This window comes from Enterobacter wuhouensis (assembly GCF_035835995.1).
Lineage (GTDB): Bacteria > Pseudomonadota > Gammaproteobacteria > Enterobacterales > Enterobacteriaceae > Enterobacter > Enterobacter wuhouensis.
Map to the genome: position 1 here is coordinate 2215449 of NZ_CP142124.1, position 17662 is coordinate 2233110.

A 17662-nucleotide genomic window follows, 5' to 3' on the forward strand; every position below is an offset into this window, starting at 1 on the left:
AGCGTTTGGGAAGGGTACCAGCGAAGGGGGGAAATCAGTAACCCTATGAAATTAGTGAGAACCTTATGCCAGCCCTTATGGCATAAGGGCGGAGCGCGGCACGGGCAGAATAGTCTTAAAAACGAAAATGCGCAGTGACGTTGTCACAAACAAGAGGCCGTCCCCTGGACGTGCGGCACCGCGTCGACCTGTTTTCCGCTTAGGATAACGACAGGCAACATTCAGGCGGCGGCACGCACCCGTCGAACCCGCGTTGAGACGGTGATAATTGAAACGATAGCGACCACGGCAAGCATCAGCCCGATCGCCAGCATGGAATTAAACCCGATCCACCTGAACAGCAGCAGCCCCGCGATACCGCCCGTAATAAACGAGAAAAGGGTCGTTAAGTGGGTTTTCAGCTGACTTTTTTGTGCCGCCGTATCTTTGGAATAATCCCTGCGAAGCATCGCCACCAGGACGGAGGCCAGGGAGATCCCCGCGTCCGTCAGCGTGCCGGTAATGTGCGTCGATCTCACCCGCCCGCCGGAAAGCTGCGTAGAGGTGGAGTTGTGGATGCCCATCAGGCCGCACAGAAAAAGAATAATCTCGCGGTTGCTCGTGAGGGAATGAAAAAACATTTCGTAGACGGAGACGCCGGTCAGCAATATCCCTTCGACAAACAGGATCTGGCAAAAAACCAGCCGGACGTTATGGATAATGCCCCATATCACGATCGTGCGCGCAATGATGGCGCCTGCGACAAAGGAGAGAATAATCGAGCCGAAGAAAATAATATCGCTCAGATCGGTGGAGGAAACTTCGCTGGATAACTGTGAGGTGTTGCCGGTCATGTGTGAGGGGAAAAAACCAAATGCCCCGAGGGCGATGGCGTTCAGCAAACCTGCCGAGGTCGCCAGCCAGAGAGCAAGTCGGCGATCCTCCCTATGCGTGCGTTCTTTCTTGAGTCTAATCAGCAAGAATACCTCCGGGTTGAGCGTTGCCTGAATAGTCAGGCTAGCAAAGCGGTGCAACGGGCTGTCCAGGATATGGCTTAATTATTATTCCCTCAGACGACGTTCAGGGTTAAGTAATTAAATAAATTGTCCTTGCTGAAAATGGGGTTTACATCATGCCGTTATTTCCGTGACGCAAAAACGCAGGGCGCTGGTTAAGACGTTCAAACCAGGCCTCAAGCGCAGGCACGTCGGGCTTATCAAACGGCGTCATTTTCCAGCGGTTCACCGACAGCCCAAGCACGACATCCGCAAGGGTAAACGTTTCGCCCGCTGCAAAGGCACCGGTGCGCTGCAGCTGGTTTTCAAGAATGGTGATGCAGTGGTTCCACTCTTTTATTCCCGCCGCAATGCGCGCCGGATCGTTAAAGTCCGGGTTTTTACGTCCCAGCGCCGGAAAGACGTAGCGCCAGGCGTTATTGAATTCTGAAGCCTGCCAGTCCATCCAGCGCTCGACGTTGGCGCAGGCCTGCGGCTCGGCCGGAAGCAGATCGTGACGTCCAGCCTTGCGCGCCAGATAGCGGCAGATGGCGTTGGACTCCCACAGCACAAAATCACCGTCAATCAGCACGGGCACCATGGCGTTCGGGTTCAGCGCGCGGAATGCGTCCGTTTCCGTAGAGGCAAAACCGCTGCCGTAGTCTTCCTGAAGATAATCAAGACCTGCTTCTTCGCAGGTCCAGAGCACTTTTCGAACGTTAATCGAGGTGGTTTTGCCGAGAATGTTAATCATGTCGCCGCTTCTCTTCAAAGTGATGAATCGTTTAAAAACAATACACCAGCGGTGAAGAAACGCGTCAACAAATCATCCGGCGAGTGATTTATGAAGACGCGAAAGCAGAAGCGTCAACACAACCGCGCCCAGGAGCAAAATTCCGCTCAATGCAAACGTGCTCTGCCAGCCGCTATGATCGAACACCATACCGCCTGCCGTTGAACCTAGCGCAATAGAAAGTTGGATCACGGCGACCATTAACCCGCCACCGGCTTCGGCATCTTGCGGCAGCGTTCGCGCAATCCATGTCCACCATCCCGTGGGTGCTGCCGTCGCCAGCATCCCCCAGAAGCCTAACAGCAGGGCAACGATCCACACGCTGTGACCGGTCAGTATCAACACGCCTGCAATGACGGCCATCAGCAGGGGAATGGCGATTAACGTCTGGTAAAACGCCGCGTTCAGAACCATGGCAACGAGCAGTGTGCCAACAAAACCTGCGACGCCGATGGTGAGTAAAATCAGCGATAAGCCAGAGGGACTGACCTGCGTGACGGTTTCAAGAAACGGCCGCACATAGGTAAAGAGCGCAAACTGTCCCATAAAGAACAGGCTGCATGCCAGCAGACCTACAGAGACCGCTCGCTGACGGAACAAACGAAAAATGCTTCCACGCGAGGCATCGTACTGATTCCCTTTCATACCCGGCAGGCTAAAACACTGCCAGATGAACGCGACTATCGCCACGGGAACGAGGCACAGGAAGGCGCCGCGCCAGCCAATGGTGGCGCCGAGATAACTCCCGAGCGGAGCAGCGACCACCGTCGCCAGCGCATTCCCCCCGTTGAATATCGCCAGCGCGCGCGATACCTGATGCTGAGGAACAAGGCGAATTGCCGTTGCGGCAGACATGGACCAGAACCCGCCTATAGCGATACCGATCAGCGCGCGGCCAGTCATGTAAACCAGAAAGTTTGAGGCGAAAGCGATAATCATCCCCGAGAGCGCCATCAGGAGCGTCATTCCCAGCAGAAGGTGTTTGCGGTTCATATTCCCGGCAAGCCGGGAAAGGAAGAGGCTGGTCAGAACCGCCAGCGCGCCGGAGATGGCGATCCCCTGGCCAGCGAGCCCCTCCGTAACGCCCAGATCTCTGGCAAGAGGGGTAAGCAGGCTGACGGGCATAAATTCCGAAGCAATCAGGACGAATACGCACAGGGTCATGGCAAAAATACCGCCCCAGTGCGCGCGTTCCTCATTCTGTGAGGTGGTAGGGTTCAGAGTGGACATAGTCATCTTTCACGAAGGGCCGCCCGCTCAATACGGGCGGCGGAGAGGGTTATTTCAGGCTGGTTTTGAAGAACTGCTCAAACTGGCCGAACGGGATCTTCCCGGCAGCATTGTCATAGAGGTCGACATGGTTCGCGCCCGGAACAATCACCAGTTCCTTCTGCTTACTACCGACCGCTTTAAACGCATCTTCCGCAAAGTAGCGGGAGTGTGCCTTTTCACCGGTGACGATAAGCGTCGGGATAGTAATTTCACCGGCGTAGCTCAGCAGCGGCATATTCATGAACGACAGCGGCATGGTGGCAGTCCAGGCTCCAGTGGAGTTGACGGAGCGCGCGTGGAACCCGCGCGGCATGCGGTAGTAGTCGTAGAACTCCTTCAGTACCGGATGCGGGTCTGCTGGCAGCGTCTCTGGCAGAATACGTTCAGCCGCCGTCACCTTGCCGTTCTCATCGACATAAATATCATGGCCGCCGTGCGCGAAGGTCCCGTTCTCAGCATCTTTCCAGCGCTGTGCGTTCAGATACTGCAGAACGGCCCGGCGATCTGCCGCTGAATAACGATCTTTCCCGTCGCCCACGCCGTGGCCCATCGCCCGGCTCATGTCATACATCACGCTGGTGGCGACCGCTTTCACGCGGGTATCCATGGAGGCCGCATTCAGCGCCATACCGCCCCAGCCGCAGATGCCAAGAATACCAATTCGGTTACGATCAACCTCTTTCTGTAAACCCAGGAAATCCACCGCCGCACTGAAGTCTTCGGTGTTGATATCCGGAGACGCGACGTTGCGCGGCTGGCCGCCGCTTTCGCCCGTATAGGATGGGTCAAATGCCAGCGTCACAAAACCTTGTTCAGCCATCGTTTGCGCGTACAGACCGCTCGACTGCTCCTTAACTGCTCCAAACGGACCGCTAACGGCAATGGCAGCCAGCTTGTTGTCGCCACGATCTTTAGGAAGATAAAGATCTCCCACCAGGGTGATGCCGTATCGGTTCGGGAAGGACACCTTGCGGTGATCGACTTTGTCACTTTCGGCGAAGGTTTTATCCCACGTGCTCACCATCGAAACAGGTGCGTTTGGGTTGGTGGTTTCTGCATAACTCATTGTCGTTACTCCACTTAATGATGCGCATAGCAGCATCGCCACGGTTAGTTTTTGGGTGAATGTTTTCATCAGCGTTACCGCGTGTTGTTGTGATGCGACCATTATAATTAGCAAAAATAGTGCTGATTAGAGGCGGGTAAATGCTAAAATTCATACCATATTGGTATAAATGGGGGCGAAATGGCGAAGCGGGAAAACTACAATGAGCTTTATCTGTTTATGCAGGTGGTGCGTGAGGGAAGTTTTACGGCAGCCGCGCAGCGACTCGGGCTGGCACAGTCCGGTATCAGCCGTTCGGTGCGTGAACTCGAAGAGCGCCTTGGCGTGCAGCTTCTGGTGCGCACTACGCGAAAATTGTCGCTGACCCACGCAGGAGAGCAGCTCTATCAAACCGCCGAGTCTGCGTTTGATGCGCTGGATAGCGGTCTCGCGACGCTGGCACACTATCGCCAGACGCCATGCGGCACGGTGCGCATCAATGCCAGCCAGCATGCCATTGATAAATGCCTGCTGCCGAAGCTCGCGATGTTTAAGCAACGCTACCCGGACATTCGACTGGAGCTGATAAATGAAAGCCGCTTCGTGGACATCATCGCCGAGCGCTTCGACGCGGGGATTCGGCTGGGGCCGGAGGTAGGGCAGGGAATGATTGCCGTGCGCATCACCCCCGATATGGAAATGGCCGTAGTTGGTACCCCGGAACACTTTCGACGCTACGGTTTCCCCCAGATGCCAGCGGATTTAGCGGCGCATCCCTGTATTGCCTACCAGTTCGCCGACGGTAGCCGCTATCATTGGGAGCTGGTTCAGGAGGGGAAGACCGTCACACATCGACCAGAAGGCCAGTGGGGGCTGTCGGACAGCTATATGGAAGCCGAGGCCGCCCGGTTGGGGCTTGGGCTGGCCTATGTGCCGGTTGAGCTGGTGACGGACGATTTAGAGCGCGGAACGCTTATTCGGGTTTTGCAGCGTTACAGCCTGCGTATGGACGGGATGTTCCTTTATTATCCGCACCGCAACGTGTCGCCCGCCCTGAGGGTGGTGATCGATACGCTGAAAATATAGCTTTAATTCAGGGAAAAATAGAATGTCAGGAACACGCCTTCATTCATTTAGAGGATTTAAAGAGGGTGCTGCAAAACGGACAGACAAGTTGAGCGCCTTTCTGGACGCGGCTAAAGCTGTGTTCTGAATCTTTTGCACAGTTTGGACATGCGCATTTCACTAAATAATTACGATGAGTTTGTGTTTTTTTACGTACTGACATAGGGCGCTCCTGCTAAAAGGGGACAACAACAATACACGTTTAAAATGATAATTACTTATTTTTTTTAACAATATTTGTCGAGATTAAGACGTCAGAAAGTATAAATAAAAAACCCGCACGGGGCGGGTTCTTTTTATTATCAGTAGCATTTAACTGCTCGGGCCAAGGCCGTCATCGCTATCGCAAGCGCCACTGATAAAGAGCACCTATTACAGTGCTGTGACGTTACCGGCCGCGGGGCCTTTAGCGCCATTTTCAATGGTGAAGGACACTTTCTGGCCTTCGTCCAGAGTTTTGAAGTTATCGCCCTGGATTGCAGAGAAATGCACGAATACATCTTTGCTGCCGTCGTCAGGAGTGATAAAGCCAAAACCTTTATCTGCGTTGAACCATTTTACTAAACCAGTCATTTTATTAGACATAGATAATTCCTTAATTGATGAGCCACATAGTGCGGCGATGATGGCCTGTAGTGAGAGTGACTTATTTGGCACTTAGGAGAAGGCTCATGAAGAAGGGATATCTAAGGATAGCACTTGAAATGAGGACTGCTTTACTAAAACTGCTTTCATAAGGTCTGTTTTCCAAACCGATGACGCTATTAAGACACAGAATATTTTTTTCCGCAACGTAAATATTATTTTATTTTAACCATTTAAACACCCGGATGGCTGAACGGCAGGCAATTAATTCAGGCCGCTACAAACGCTAAATATGCCCACCGTTTTGCTGGCGTTCACCATTAGACGGGGAGATGGCGTTAGTAGTATAAGTACGATTCATTTTCAGGCAATGAGGGACGATGGATGTTGCAAAATTTACCGGGAATTGACGTTCTGTTTATCGCTGGGTTTGGGCCCATTTCGCAAAATACCGAGTCCAGCGCCGAATTTTATGTGCACACGCTTGGGTTGCCGCTTAAGCCAATGGAGGGTAATTGTGATTACCTTACGGCAGAAGAGGGGCAGCTGGACGGCGTTAAGCATTTTGCGGTCTGGCCCCTGTCGCAGGCATCGGGTTCCTGTTTCGGGACCGACCTGTGGCCTGTTGAATACCCGATACCGCAGGGGTGGATCGAATATGAGGTACAGGAGCTTCATTCCGCTACGACCCTCCTTAAAGAGAAGGGATATCGCGTGTTGGTGGACAACCGTACAGAGCCGTGGGGTCAAACCGTTACCCGATTACTGAGCCCCGAAGGGCTGCTCACCGGGCTCACGATAACCCCGTGGCTTCGCGGATAATGCCCATTCTTTAATGCGTACCCGTGCGGATAATGGCTTTATCCGCTTCCATGGTGCCGACACTTCGGCGCCATGCGCCGGGAGCCTGACCATACTGACGCTTGAAGCTACGGTTGAAGGACTGCTGAGAGTCAAAGCCCAGCGCAATCGCTACGTTCAAAATCGGTTCATCGCTGCGGCTAAGACGCTCAACCGATTTTTGCAGCTTTTGTACGCGAATATACCCGGCGAGGGGATATCCCGTATGTTCTTTGAACAGGCGCTGGAGGTGCCATTTCGAGTAGCCGGAGCGTCTTGAAACGGTTTCAATATCCAGACGGCTATCCAGGTTGTTATCAATCCAGTCGAGCAAATCGTGCATAAATGCGCCAGTGTTCATGGTGTTACCCCCACGCAGAAAATAAAAAGCATCTTTGTCCGTTGCATTTAAAGTTGGCCTGGTTTGACGTTAATTGCAAGTTTTATTGTTGCATTTAATTCCCTGGCCGAAACAGGGCTTTTTCGGTTGCCTCAAATAGCACATAAAGTGCAACAATTATTCTTGCACTTAATTAAGCGCCTTCCTACAATCGCCGCGATAGTGTATTCGCAACTGTTACAGTTTTGTGGCGATGAACGGCACAAATGGCCTTAAGCCTGCCCGGACAAAGGAAGTGGCGCGGCGTCTCTCGCTGCGTCTTGCCCGGCGGCTACAATTACCGGAATAAAAATAATGAGCCTGCAAAAAACCTGGGGTAACTTTCATCTGAACGCGCTGGGGGCGGTGATACTCTCCCTGGCGCTCGCCGGGTGTGATGACAGCGTCGCGCAAAACGCCGCGCCACCCGCGCCCGACGTCAGCGCCGCTGACGTGGTCGTAAAATCCATTAGCCAGTGGGACAGCTTTAACGGGCGGATCGAAGCGGTGGAAAGCGTTCAGCTTCGTCCCCGCGTCTCTGGCTACATTGATAAAGTGAATTACACAGACGGCCAGGAGGTGAAAAAGGGCGAAGTGCTGTTCACTATCGACGACAGAACCTATCGCGCCGCCCTGGAACAGGCGCAGGCAACGCTGGCGAGGGCCAAAACGCAGGCCAGTCTGGCGCGAAGTGAAGCTAATCGTACCGATAAGCTGGTCAACACCAACGTGGTGTCCCGTGAGGAGTGGGAGCAGCGCCGTTCAGCAGCCACTCAGGCGCAGGCCGACATTCGCGCAGCGCAGGCAGCCGTTGACGCCGCCCAGCTTAACCTGGATTTCACCAAAGTGACCGCGCCGATTGATGGACGCGCCAGCCGCGCGTTGATCACCAGCGGTAATCTGGTCACCGCGGGCGACAGCGCGAGCGTACTCACCACGCTGGTCTCCCAGAAGACGGTTTACGTCTACTTTGACGTGGATGAGTCAACCTACCTTCACTACCAAAATCTGGCCCGCAGTGGGCAGGGGGCGTCCAGCCATCATACGGCGCTGCCGGTGGAGATTGGCCTTACGGGCGAGGAGGGCTATCCCCATCAGGGAAAAGTGGATTTTCTGGACAATCAACTAACGCCGAGTACCGGCACCATCCGCATGCGTGCGCTGCTGGACAACGCCCAGCGTCAGTTCACGCCGGGGCTGTATGCCCGCGTACGCCTGCCGGGCAGCGCGGAATTCAAAGCCACACTGGTTGACGACAAAGCGGTGCTGACCGATCAGGATCGTAAGTATGTCTATATCGTTGATAAAGAAGGGAAAGCGCAGCGCCGCGATATCACGCCGGGGCGTCTGGCTGACGGTTTACGCATCGTGCAGCAGGGGTTGAAGCCTGGCGATAAAGTCATCGTCGATGGCTTACAAAAAGTGTTTATGCCGGGCATGCCGGTAAACGCTAAAGCCGTTGCCATGAACGCCAGCGCCGCCCTCAACTGATCCCTTACCTGAGAATCCAACCCATGGACTTTTCCCGTTTTTTCATCGACAGGCCGATTTTTGCGGCCGTACTGTCGATTCTGATTTTTATCACCGGATTGATCGCCATCCCGCTGCTGCCGGTGAGCGAATATCCTGACGTCGTCCCGCCAAGCGTGCAGGTGCGCGCGGAGTATCCGGGCGCCAACCCGAAAGTGATTGCCGAGACCGTGGCGACGCCGCTGGAAGAGGCGATCAACGGCGTAGAGAACATGATGTACATGAAGTCCGTCGCGGGTTCTGACGGCGTGCTGGTGACCACCGTCACCTTCCGTCCGGGTACCGATCCGGATCAGGCGCAGGTACAGGTGCAAAACCGCGTCGCACAGGCCGAGGCGCGTCTGCCGGAAGACGTGCGGCGTTTGGGCATCACGACCCAGAAGCAGTCCCCGACGCTGACGCTGGTGGTGCATCTGTTTTCACCTAACGGCAAATACGATTCGCTGTATATGCGCAACTACGCCACGCTGAAGGTGAAGGACGAGCTGGCGCGCCTGCCCGGCGTTGGCCAGATCCAGATTTTCGGCTCGGGCGAATACGCGATGCGCGTCTGGCTGGATCCCAACAAGGTGGCGGCGCGCGGGCTGACGGCCTCGGACGTGGTCACGGCGATGCAGGAGCAGAACGTGCAGGTCTCTGCCGGGCAGCTCGGCGCCGAGCCGCTGCCGAAAGAGAGCGATTTCCTGATCTCCATTAACGCCCAAGGGCGTCTGCATACCGAAGAAGAGTTCGGCAATATTGTCCTGAAAACGACGCAGGACGGTACGGTGGTGCGCCTGCGCGACGTGGCGCGGATTGAAATGGGGTCCGGCAGCTATGCGCTGCGTTCCCAGCTGAACAATAAAGACGCGGTCGGGATTGGTATTTTCCAGTCGCCGGGGGCGAACGCCATTGATCTGTCTAACGCGGTGCGCGCCAAAATGGATGAACTGTCCACGCGATTCCCGGACGATATGAAGTGGGCGGCACCTTACGATCCGACGGTATTCGTACGCGACTCCATCCGCGCGGTGGTGCAAACGCTGCTGGAAGCGGTGGTGCTGGTGGTGCTGGTGGTGATCCTGTTCCTGCAAACCTGGCGTGCGTCGATTATTCCTCTGATCGCGGTGCCGGTTTCCGTGGTGGGTACCTTCAGCATTCTCTATCTGCTCGGCTTTTCGCTGAATACGCTGAGTTTGTTCGGGCTGGTATTAGCCATCGGTATCGTGGTGGACGATGCCATCGTGGTGGTGGAGAACGTTGAGCGAAATATCGAGGAGGGGCTTGCCCCGCTTGCAGCGGCGCATCAGGCGATGCGCGAAGTATCCGGGCCGATTATCGCCATTGCGCTGGTGCTGTGCGCGGTGTTTGTGCCGATGGCGTTTCTCTCCGGCGTTACCGGGCAGTTCTACAAGCAGTTTGCGGTGACGATCGCGATTTCCACGGTCATCTCCGCCATCAACTCGCTGACGCTCTCTCCGGCGCTGGCGGCGCTGCTGTTAAAGCCGCACGGCGCGCCGAAGGATTTCCCGACCCGGCTTATCGATCGCCTGTTCGGCTGGATTTTCCGTCCGTTTAACCGCTTTTTCCACCGCAGCTCAAACGGCTACCAGGGGCTGGTGGGCAAAACGCTGGGCCGACGCGGCGCGGTGTTTGCGGTATACCTGCTGCTGCTGTGCGCCGCTGGCGTGATGTTTAAAACCGTTCCGGGCGGGTTTATTCCGACGCAGGACAAGCTGTACCTGATTGGCGGCGTGAAGATGCCGGAAGGTTCGTCGCTGGCGCGCACCGACGCGGTGATCCGCAAGATGAGCGAAATCGGGATGAATACCGAAGGCGTGGACTATGCGGTCGCGTTCCCGGGGCTGAACGCACTGCAGTTCACCAACACGCCGAATACCGGGACGGTCTTCTTCGGCCTGAAGCCGTTCGACCAGCGTAAACATACTGCGGCGGAAATAAACGCGGAGATCAACGCGAAAATCGCGCAAATTCAGGAAGGCTTTGGCTTCTCCATCCTGCCGCCGCCGATTTTAGGGCTGGGTCAGGGATCGGGCTATTCCCTGTACATTCAGGATCGCGGCGGTCTGGGCTATGGCGCGCTGCAAAACGCGGTAAACACCATGTCCGGGGCGATTATGCAGACGCCGGGTATGCACTTCCCGATCTCAACCTATCAGGCTAACGTTCCGCAGCTGGACGTGAAGGTTAACCGCGACAAGGCGAAAGCGCAGGGCGTGTCGTTGACCGATCTTTTCGGTACGCTGCAAACCTATCTGGGCTCGTCGTACGTGAATGATTTTAACCAGTTCGGGCGCACCTGGCGCGTTATGGCGCAGGCCGACGGCCAGTTCCGCGACAGCGTGGAGGACATCGCGAATTTGCGCACCCGTAATAGCCAGGGCGAAATGGTGCCGATTGGCAGTATGGTGAATATCACGACCACCTACGGCCCGGACCCGGTGATCCGCTACAACGGTTACCCGGCGGCGGATCTGATTGGCGATGCCGACCCGCGCGTGCTCTCTTCCGCGCAGGCGATGGCGCAGCTGGACGGAATGTCTAAGCAGATCCTGCCCAACGGCATGAACATTGAATGGACGGACTTGAGCTTCCAGCAGGCGACGCAGGGCAATACGGCGCTGATCGTCTTCCCGGTCGCGGTGCTGCTGGCGTTCCTGGTTCTGGCGGCGCTGTATGAAAGCTGGACGCTGCCGCTGGCGGTGATCCTCATCGTGCCGATGACCCTGCTGTCCGCGCTGTTTGGCGTTTGGCTGACGGGCGGCGATAACAACGTTTTCGTGCAGGTGGGGCTGGTTGTACTGATGGGGCTGGCGTGTAAAAACGCGATTCTTATCGTGGAGTTTGCCCGCGAGCTGGAAATGCAGGGGAAAGGGATTATGGAAGCCGCGCTGGAGGCCTGCCGCCTGCGTCTACGTCCGATAGTGATGACCTCCATCGCCTTTATCGCCGGGACCATTCCGCTGATCCTCGGCCACGGCGCGGGGGCGGAGGTTCGCGGCGTTACCGGGATCACGGTGTTTGCCGGTATGCTGGGCGTGACCTTGTTTGGTCTGTTCCTGACGCCGGTGTTTTACGTTACGCTACGTAAATTCGTGACGCGCGGTAAACCGGTAAAAGACGTTTTGCCCGCGTAGGATGTGGCAGATAATAAAAAACCGCCTTCACAATGAAGGCGGTTTTTTTTGTAATAAGACGGTCATTAATCCGCTTTTTTATACGGAATATCAAGTTCAGGCACCGGATCGCACCCGCTGGTATCGGCTCTTTTGACCTCTTCTAGCGCGCTTGCCACGGTATGACGGGCTAAAACATCCAGCGATGCCTGTTCCGCCTCTTCGGAAATAGACTTGAAGTACCAGCAGGCGTTAGCGCTGACCACGCAGCGGGCCGGTACATCAGGGCGCGACGCCCACAGCTTTTTATCTTCGATGACAGAAAGGTAGATATCGCGCAGGGTGATCTCTTCCGCCGGGCGACCAAGATGAATAGAACCGTTGCGGCCCAGCGTGGAGACGATAATGCCGTCGCGGGTGAGAGGCACCATCAGCTTGCGGATAAAGCTCGGATTCGCTTCCAGACCGTAGGCCAGAATTGCACTCGTCGAACGTTCACCCGATTGCTCCGCCATCGCTACGCTGAGAACCATCTGCAGAGCTGTCGGGAAGCGGTAATCTAACATTTTCGTGTCCTGGGTCGCGGTGAATCTTGTTCTTTTTGGCACCGCAGAGGTGAATAAGCAATAAACAACAATATAACAAATACGGTAATTTTTTTGAAGCAATCTGCGGCATTCGCGATCGCACATTGCATTCTCTTTCAGGCGATTGCAGGGTGAGGGAAGGTGACCGTCGCCTGAAGGCCGCCTTCTGCTGAACTATTCAGGGCCACACGACCGTTGTGCTGGTGTGCAACCGCCTTGACGATGGCAAGCCCTAAACCGCTTCCGCTTTGCATCTGACCGGGATCGCGGAAAAATCGGTCGAATACACGCTCGCGCAGCTCAACCGGAATACCCGGCCCCGCATCGGAGACGCGCAGCTGAGCCGTTGCCTCTCGCGTGCGTAAATCCACCTCGACCCGCCCGCCTTCTGGGCTGTACTTGACGGCATTTTCAATTAAGTTGTCAATCAATGACACCAGCCGTTCCCGAACGCCGGCGACGCAGATTTCACCATCGGAGTAGAATTCCAGCTCTATCCTGCGCGCCGACGCGAGCGGCTCCAGCGCAGCCATCCGCTCCTGTACGAGCGTCGTCAGCGGCACAGGCTCCATTGCCGCGTCAATGTGCGCTTCGCTGTGCATCATCAGCAGCAGCTGATTGACGAGACGCGCAGCGCGGCTATTGCTGCGAACAATTCCTGCCAGCAGCTCCTGTTGGCTTTCGCTGGTTACCCAGGACTGCAACGCCTCCACGTTGATCCGCATGGCGGCGAGAGGGGTGCGCAGCTCGTGAGCGGCATCGGCAATAAACATCTTTTCCCTTTCTGCGCTTTCCCGCACCCTGGCGAGAAAGTCATTAATCGCGTCTACCGTATGGCGAAGCTCCCTGTGTCTGGGAACGGCTTTTAGCGGAGAGAGATCGTCTGGCGTGCGTAATGAAATTTCATTCACTACCTTGTTCCAGGGGCGCATCGCAATGCGGATGGAGAGCCACGCGGGGAACAAAAGAAAAGGGATGCACACCAGCAGAGGCATGATGTAATAGCCGCGCGAGTTCAGGTAGATAAAGAAATTCCAGCTGCCGGCAGGGGTGAAAAGGGTGACCTCAACGTCTGAATGGGTGGATTTTAGCGTACGGCTGGTCCAGGCGTGCCCCTCACTCTGAACGCGCTGCATTTGCCCCAGACGGGTATTTTTCACCTCCGTCGGCGCGCCATCCGATGCAAATATAACCTCTTTATTCTGGCGAACGATGAGGTTGATTGACAGCTCCGGATCATCACCGCCGCCGTACCCTTCCCGCAGCGCCTTGCTGAATGCGGCCAGCACGGCGTTTCGCGCCTGCGGGCGATCGTCCATTTTCTCAACGAGGGAAAAAAGCGTCTCGTAGGTTTCGTTGCCCGTGAGTATTGGGGGGCTACGCAAGTCCTCCAGCAAAATGAAGGTCAAGAAAAGAGACCACAGCAAGGTCAGCAGGAGCATCTGCGCTACCAGCATTCGCTTTACAAGCGTAGGTTGTCTGAGGTGGCACCACAGGTTACGCATCAACCTGCCGCCTTCTGAACGGGGACGGTATCAATAACATACCCGACGCCCCGCACCGTTCGGATATAACCCTCGCCGATCTTTCGCCGCAAATTCCCCATATGCACGTCGAGCGCATTGCTGAGGTTCTCTTTGTTGCCGAATATCCTTTCTTCCAGATACCGGCGGGTGAGCACGCGGTCAGCGCGCAGCATCAGCGTTTCTAGCAGCGCATATTCGCTTGCCGTCAGCTCGACGTGACCCGCGCTCACCGTCACGCGCCGCGTTGGCACGTGGAGCGATAAACCTCGAATGTCGATTGCCTCATTTTCAAAACCGTAGCTGCGGCGCGCAAGGGCCCTCACTCGGGCCAGCAGCTCGGCAAGAACAAAGGGTTTAACCAGGTAATCGTCTGCGCCTGCATCCAGCCCGCTCAGGCGATCCTGTAGCGTACCTCGCGCCGTCAGGATGATGACGGGTATCCCCTTGAGCTGATGGCGCAAGCGCGTCATCAGGCTCATGCCATCGCCGTCGGGCAGCCCAAGGTCGAGCAAAATAAGTTCCGGCACGCAGGCGTCAAGCTGATGCAGTGCATCCTCTTTACGGCGAACCCATATGACATCAAATCCTTGATCTGAAAGGGCGATACGCACGCCGTTGCCGAGATCCAGGTCGTCTTCGATCAGTAAAATTTTCACATTAATCACTGTATCAACGGTGAATGAAGAACAACTTAAGAAAAAAACGGTAGCAGGAAAGTTGTCAGGTTTACAGCACCTTCCGGGGCTTCAGCGTTTCTTCATATTCGGCTCATAAGAACCTTAGGGTGAGTATTCAGAATGGGCGCTCTGGCGTTTAACACCGCCTGTGTCGTCATCATTTGAATCAAGAAGGACACTGTAATGAGAAACATCATACTGCGTCATACGTTTCCCCGTGCACTCATCGGTCGCAGCATAAAAAACATGGTGCCGGGTGCCGTCCTGGCGTTACTGACCACCCCAGCGCTGGCGGCAGAATACAATCAGGGCAATGTGTTAACCCTGGGGGGCGGCGTAGACGTCGCGCCACGCTACTCGGGATCGGATAAAAGCCGCGTCAGCGCGGCTCAGGTTGTTGATTACGCGATGGCAAACGGCTTTTTTATCAGCACCTCGCGGGGGCTTGGCTACGGCAACAATTTTGGCAATCTGGATTACAGTGCCGCACTGAGCTATCGCACAGGCCGAAAAGATAAAGACGTAAGCAGCGATTCCATCAGCTCCGGCAGCGACGAGCTGCGAGGGATGGGCGAGATCAAGGGCTCGGCAATCGTGGTGCCCGGGCTGGGCTACAAGGTCAGCGACTGGCTTAATCTGCAGCTGCTGGCCGAAGTGCCGGTTTCTGAAAGAGACAATGGTGAAGCCGTGCACTTCGGTATTGCCAGCCCGCTTTATACCTCACCGAAAAATGCGCTGACGCTGTCGATGAACGGCAGTTGGGGAACCAGCAAGCACATGCAAACGTACTACGGCGTAAGTGCCGAACAGTCAGCCGCGTCGGGATTTTCCCGACATGAGCCCGGTGCGGGACTGTACGCCTGGTCGGTGAATGTTGACTGGAGCCATAAGCTTACCCCGCGCTGGAGCATCCTTGCGGCAACGGGCGTTACGCAGCTGGTGGGGGACGCAGCCGATAGCCCCATTGTTAAACGAAAAACATCGCCAACGGGAAGCCTGAAGGTGACGTATAGCTTTTAAAGGGTTGCGGGGGGAGCCTGACGGCACGCCCGCCAGCCGGGGCATGCCGCTGAGGTTAGCGATACAGCGTTTTTTCAACGACCGGGGTGAGTAACGCGCCACGCCAGTCCGCAAGCGTCAGCTGTGCAAGCTGGACCAGCGCGGCGTAGAACGGATGGCCAGCGTTCTCGACAAATACCGACAGGAAGCGCGTGCTCCACGGCAGCAGGTGCCAGGCGAGGAGTTGGTCGCACTCGGCGTCGCGGCCGTTCTCAGCCAGCCAGGCTGCCAGCAGCAGCAACGTACCGAAGTGATCTTCTGGTTCGTTCTGCTGCGTCTCAAAGGCGATCGTGTTTTCACGCATCCACTGGCGCAGCGCGAGCGTCGATTCGCCAAACAGCACGGACTCGCGATCCAGCCAGACGGAACCCCACGGCGGCGCGGGCAGAGCATACGGGCCAATAAACAGACGCTGCCAGGCATCCTTCAGGGCCTCATCTGAGGGGGTTTTAAAGATATCGGCAATCGGCCGTAGCTTTTCCAGCTCCAGCGGCCAGTCCTGAATCCAGTCACCCGCCGTAAGGGCATTCACCAGCGGCGCGGCCTGCTCGCTGTCCGGGGAGTAATAAAACAGCGCGCCCAATACTCTGGCGCTAAAAGCAAAAGATTCACGGTGTGATACGTCAGTCATTACAACATTCCTTGCGCATGCGCGGGTTGCCCCGCGCACCTGTGTTAACCCGCAATCGCCATACCTGCGGTCATATGCAGACCATAGAATAGTCCACGGCCAAGCAGTTCACCCAGCACTACCAGGATAATACCAGCAAAAAGGGCAAGGGTTTTAGGTTCCTGGCGGCGAACCAATGGGCAGATCCAACAGCCTAACCCCGCAGCAACCAGCACGAGACGCCAGACCTGCAGCGAACCGTAATCCGGCAGCAGGGCGCTGGCCCGCTGGACCGAGCTGTGGATTGTTGCCAGCTCGTTGCTTTGCAGAACGATAACCGCCGCAGTGGTGAGCAGCGCCAGTACGCTGACTGAGGCGGTGAGTGCGCTTTTAAACGGCGCTTTCGCCACGCGAAGCAGCAGGGCAGCCAGCAGCGGGCCGCCCAAAAACAGGGTCAGGAAGAACGCCAGCGTGGTATAGCCCGTGTACCAGGTGGGGACCGTATCAATCTGATAAACCCGCGTCATGGCCCAGACGAAGACAATGCCCAGGATCTGACTGACCACCAGCCAGACCTTGCCCAGCGCAGGGGGCATCTTGCCGATAACCGACACCAGCCACCAGAAGCCGCCCACGGCAAAGAAGACGGAACCTGCGGCGATCTCATTGCTGAGCGCGGAGGCGCCTACGCGGTTAAGGGAGTTGAACGCGCGCAGAGGCGATCCAAGATGGAGTACGGAGGCCATAAAGCCAATCCCCATCACCACCCACAAAAAGAACATGCTGCGGACAATCCGCGCTTTTATCGCATCGTCTTTTTCACTAAGCCAGGCCAGGCCCATCACGATTAACGCCCCGGCGACGCACTGTCCGAAGACGGTGAAGATCACCAGCGGCCATTCATGCCATCCACTTCCCATCTCACACCTCCTTCGGGTTTGCCAGATAGCCGGTGGTGTCACCCGTCGGACGGCTGTTGGCGTTAGGTTTAACCACAATGCTCGGCTTGGTGAAGTGCGCGGACGGCAGCGGCGCGACCGCAGCAAGCTGGCCGTGTTTTTTACGCAGCTCCTCAATCGGGCCAAAGTCCAGCGCGCGCAGCGGGCAGGACTCCACGCAGATCGGTTTTTTACCGTCGGCCACGCGGGAGTGGCAGCCGTCGCACTTGGTCATATGGCCTTTGGCTTCGTTGTACTGCGGCGCACCGTACGGGCAGGCCATATGGCAGTAGCGGCAGCCGATGCAGACGTCTTCGTCCACCACCACAAAACCATCCTCGCGCTTGTGCATCGCGCCGCTCGGGCAGACCTTGGTACAGGCCGGATCTTCGCAGTGGTTACAGGCGATCGACAGGTAATAGGCAAAGACGTTCTGATGCCAGACGCCGTTATCCTCCTGCCAGTCGCCGCCCGCGTATTCGTAGATACGACGGAAGCTGACGTCCGGGGTTAAGTCTTTATAATCTTTGCAGGCCAGCTCGCAGGTTTTGCACCCGGTGCAACGGCTGGAATCAATAAAAAATCCATACTGGGTTGTCATCGGTT

The 17662-nt window shown here is 56.3% G+C and carries 18 protein-coding genes; 5 read left to right on the forward strand and 13 right to left on the reverse strand.

The window, feature by feature from the left end:
- Positions 1-221: 221 nt before the first annotated feature.
- The 4 genes from VPX56_RS10715 to VPX56_RS10730 form a co-directional block, all read right to left on the reverse strand.
- Positions 222-959 (reverse strand): YoaK family protein, encoded by a 738-nt coding sequence (locus VPX56_RS10715; protein WP_326472025.1) that lies wholly within the window; start codon positions 957-959, stop codon positions 222-224.
- Positions 960-1104: 145 nt separating this feature from the next.
- A complete protein-coding gene (locus VPX56_RS10720) occupies positions 1105-1728 on the reverse strand; it encodes a glutathione S-transferase family protein (RefSeq protein ID WP_326471658.1) in 624 nt (207 codons plus the stop codon).
- Positions 1729-1800: 72 nt separating this feature from the next.
- On the reverse strand, positions 1801-2997 hold the full coding sequence (locus VPX56_RS10725; RefSeq protein WP_326471660.1) for an MFS transporter: 1197 nt from the start codon (positions 2995-2997) through the stop codon (positions 1801-1803).
- A gap of 49 nt (positions 2998-3046) precedes the next feature.
- Positions 3047-4174, reverse strand: a complete 1128-nt coding sequence (locus VPX56_RS10730; protein WP_326471662.1) for an alpha/beta hydrolase — start codon at positions 4172-4174, stop codon at positions 3047-3049.
- Positions 4175-4285: 111 nt separating this feature from the next.
- Between VPX56_RS10730 and VPX56_RS10735 the strand changes: the two genes are divergently transcribed.
- Positions 4286-5170, forward strand: a complete 885-nt coding sequence (locus tag VPX56_RS10735) for a LysR family transcriptional regulator (protein WP_326471664.1) — start codon at positions 4286-4288, stop codon at positions 5168-5170.
- Positions 5171-5213: 43 nt separating this feature from the next.
- Here VPX56_RS10735 and VPX56_RS10740 read toward each other — a convergent pair whose 3' ends face one another.
- Both VPX56_RS10740 and cspE read right to left on the reverse strand, forming a co-directional pair.
- Positions 5214-5372, reverse strand: a complete 159-nt coding sequence (locus VPX56_RS10740) for a YnfU family zinc-binding protein (RefSeq protein WP_242673428.1) — start codon at positions 5370-5372, stop codon at positions 5214-5216.
- Positions 5373-5581: 209 nt separating this feature from the next.
- On the reverse strand, positions 5582-5794 hold the full coding sequence (gene cspE / locus VPX56_RS10745) for a transcription antiterminator/RNA stability regulator CspE (RefSeq protein ID WP_010430585.1): 213 nt from the start codon (positions 5792-5794) through the stop codon (positions 5582-5584).
- 384 nt (positions 5795-6178) lie between these two features.
- Between cspE and VPX56_RS10750 the strand changes: the two genes are divergently transcribed.
- On the forward strand, positions 6179-6616 hold the full coding sequence (locus tag VPX56_RS10750) for a VOC family protein (RefSeq protein WP_326471667.1): 438 nt from the start codon (positions 6179-6181) through the stop codon (positions 6614-6616).
- Between the two features lie 10 nt (positions 6617-6626).
- Here VPX56_RS10750 and VPX56_RS10755 read toward each other — a convergent pair whose 3' ends face one another.
- Positions 6627-6995 (reverse strand): helix-turn-helix domain-containing protein, encoded by a 369-nt coding sequence (locus VPX56_RS10755; RefSeq protein ID WP_326471669.1) that lies wholly within the window; start codon positions 6993-6995, stop codon positions 6627-6629.
- A 333-nt stretch (positions 6996-7328) separates the two neighbouring features.
- Between VPX56_RS10755 and VPX56_RS10760 the strand changes: the two genes are divergently transcribed.
- Complete coding sequence (locus VPX56_RS10760; RefSeq protein ID WP_326471671.1) at positions 7329-8504, forward strand: multidrug efflux RND transporter periplasmic adaptor subunit OqxA; 1176 nt, start codon at positions 7329-7331, stop codon at positions 8502-8504.
- 23 nt (positions 8505-8527) lie between these two features.
- Positions 8528-11680, forward strand: a complete 3153-nt coding sequence (gene oqxB / locus VPX56_RS10765; protein WP_326471673.1) for a multidrug efflux RND transporter permease subunit OqxB — start codon at positions 8528-8530, stop codon at positions 11678-11680.
- Positions 11681-11745: 65 nt separating this feature from the next.
- Here oqxB and VPX56_RS10770 read toward each other — a convergent pair whose 3' ends face one another.
- The 3 genes from VPX56_RS10770 to VPX56_RS10780 all read right to left on the reverse strand — a co-directional run bounded on the left by VPX56_RS10770 (position 11746) and on the right by VPX56_RS10780 (position 14428).
- Positions 11746-12225 carry an efflux pump transcriptional repressor OqxR gene (locus VPX56_RS10770; protein ID WP_131635805.1) on the reverse strand — a complete coding sequence of 160 codons (480 nt, stop codon included), beginning with the start codon at positions 12223-12225 and terminating at the stop codon, positions 11746-11748.
- A gap of 137 nt (positions 12226-12362) precedes the next feature.
- Positions 12363-13751 (reverse strand): sensor histidine kinase, encoded by a 1389-nt coding sequence (locus tag VPX56_RS10775; protein ID WP_326471675.1) that lies wholly within the window; start codon positions 13749-13751, stop codon positions 12363-12365.
- A complete protein-coding gene (locus tag VPX56_RS10780; RefSeq protein ID WP_131635807.1) occupies positions 13751-14428 on the reverse strand; it encodes a response regulator in 678 nt (225 codons plus the stop codon). Before VPX56_RS10780 ends, VPX56_RS10775 begins: the two co-directional genes overlap by 1 nt.
- Positions 14429-14632: 204 nt before the next feature.
- Here VPX56_RS10780 and VPX56_RS10785 point away from each other — a divergent pair, with 204 nt between their 5' ends.
- Positions 14633-15469: a MipA/OmpV family protein gene (locus tag VPX56_RS10785; protein ID WP_326471679.1), complete on the forward strand. Its 837-nt coding sequence runs from the start codon at positions 14633-14635 to the stop codon at positions 15467-15469.
- A gap of 55 nt (positions 15470-15524) precedes the next feature.
- Here VPX56_RS10785 and dmsD read toward each other — a convergent pair whose 3' ends face one another.
- From dmsD to VPX56_RS10800, 3 genes are read right to left on the reverse strand one after another with little or no spacing between them, the layout of a single operon-like run.
- Positions 15525-16139 carry a Tat proofreading chaperone DmsD gene (gene dmsD / locus VPX56_RS10790; protein WP_326471681.1) on the reverse strand — a complete coding sequence of 205 codons (615 nt, stop codon included), beginning with the start codon at positions 16137-16139 and terminating at the stop codon, positions 15525-15527.
- 44 nt (positions 16140-16183) lie between these two features.
- Positions 16184-17038 carry a dimethyl sulfoxide reductase anchor subunit family protein gene (locus VPX56_RS10795; RefSeq protein WP_326471683.1) on the reverse strand — a complete coding sequence of 285 codons (855 nt, stop codon included), beginning with the start codon at positions 17036-17038 and terminating at the stop codon, positions 16184-16186.
- A 1-nt stretch (position 17039) separates the two neighbouring features.
- Positions 17040-17657 (reverse strand): DMSO/selenate family reductase complex B subunit, encoded by a 618-nt coding sequence (locus VPX56_RS10800; RefSeq protein ID WP_326471685.1) that lies wholly within the window; start codon positions 17655-17657, stop codon positions 17040-17042.
- Between the last annotated feature and the right edge of the window lie 5 nt (positions 17658-17662).

Excerpts from the sequence above, each read along its gene's own strand:
- VPX56_RS10720 (WP_326471658.1), bottom strand. The coding sequence starts at position 1,728 with ATGATTAACATTCTCGGCAAAACCACCTCGATTAACGTTCGAAAAGTG.
- VPX56_RS10725 (WP_326471660.1), bottom strand. The coding sequence starts at position 2,997 with ATGTCCACTCTGAACCCTACCACCTCACAGAATGAGGAACGCGCGCAC.
- VPX56_RS10730 (WP_326471662.1), bottom strand. The coding sequence starts at position 4,174 with ATGAAAACATTCACCCAAAAACTAACCGTGGCGATGCTGCTATGCGCA.
- VPX56_RS10735 (WP_326471664.1), top strand. The coding sequence starts at position 4,286 with ATGGCGAAGCGGGAAAACTACAATGAGCTTTATCTGTTTATGCAGGTG.
- VPX56_RS10740 (WP_242673428.1), bottom strand. The coding sequence starts at position 5,372 with ATGTCAGTACGTAAAAAAACACAAACTCATCGTAATTATTTAGTGAAA.
- cspE (WP_010430585.1), bottom strand. The coding sequence starts at position 5,794 with ATGTCTAATAAAATGACTGGTTTAGTAAAATGGTTCAACGCAGATAAA.
- VPX56_RS10750 (WP_326471667.1), top strand. The coding sequence starts at position 6,179 with ATGTTGCAAAATTTACCGGGAATTGACGTTCTGTTTATCGCTGGGTTT.
- VPX56_RS10755 (WP_326471669.1), bottom strand. The coding sequence starts at position 6,995 with ATGAACACTGGCGCATTTATGCACGATTTGCTCGACTGGATTGATAAC.
- VPX56_RS10760 (WP_326471671.1), top strand. The coding sequence starts at position 7,329 with ATGAGCCTGCAAAAAACCTGGGGTAACTTTCATCTGAACGCGCTGGGG.
- oqxB (WP_326471673.1), top strand. The coding sequence starts at position 8,528 with ATGGACTTTTCCCGTTTTTTCATCGACAGGCCGATTTTTGCGGCCGTA.
- VPX56_RS10770 (WP_131635805.1), bottom strand. The coding sequence starts at position 12,225 with ATGTTAGATTACCGCTTCCCGACAGCTCTGCAGATGGTTCTCAGCGTA.
- VPX56_RS10775 (WP_326471675.1), bottom strand. The coding sequence starts at position 13,751 with ATGCGTAACCTGTGGTGCCACCTCAGACAACCTACGCTTGTAAAGCGA.
- VPX56_RS10785 (WP_326471679.1), top strand. The coding sequence starts at position 14,633 with ATGAGAAACATCATACTGCGTCATACGTTTCCCCGTGCACTCATCGGT.
- dmsD (WP_326471681.1), bottom strand. The coding sequence starts at position 16,139 with ATGACTGACGTATCACACCGTGAATCTTTTGCTTTTAGCGCCAGAGTA.
- VPX56_RS10795 (WP_326471683.1), bottom strand. The coding sequence starts at position 17,038 with ATGGGAAGTGGATGGCATGAATGGCCGCTGGTGATCTTCACCGTCTTC.
- VPX56_RS10800 (WP_326471685.1), bottom strand. The coding sequence starts at position 17,657 with ATGACAACCCAGTATGGATTTTTTATTGATTCCAGCCGTTGCACCGGG.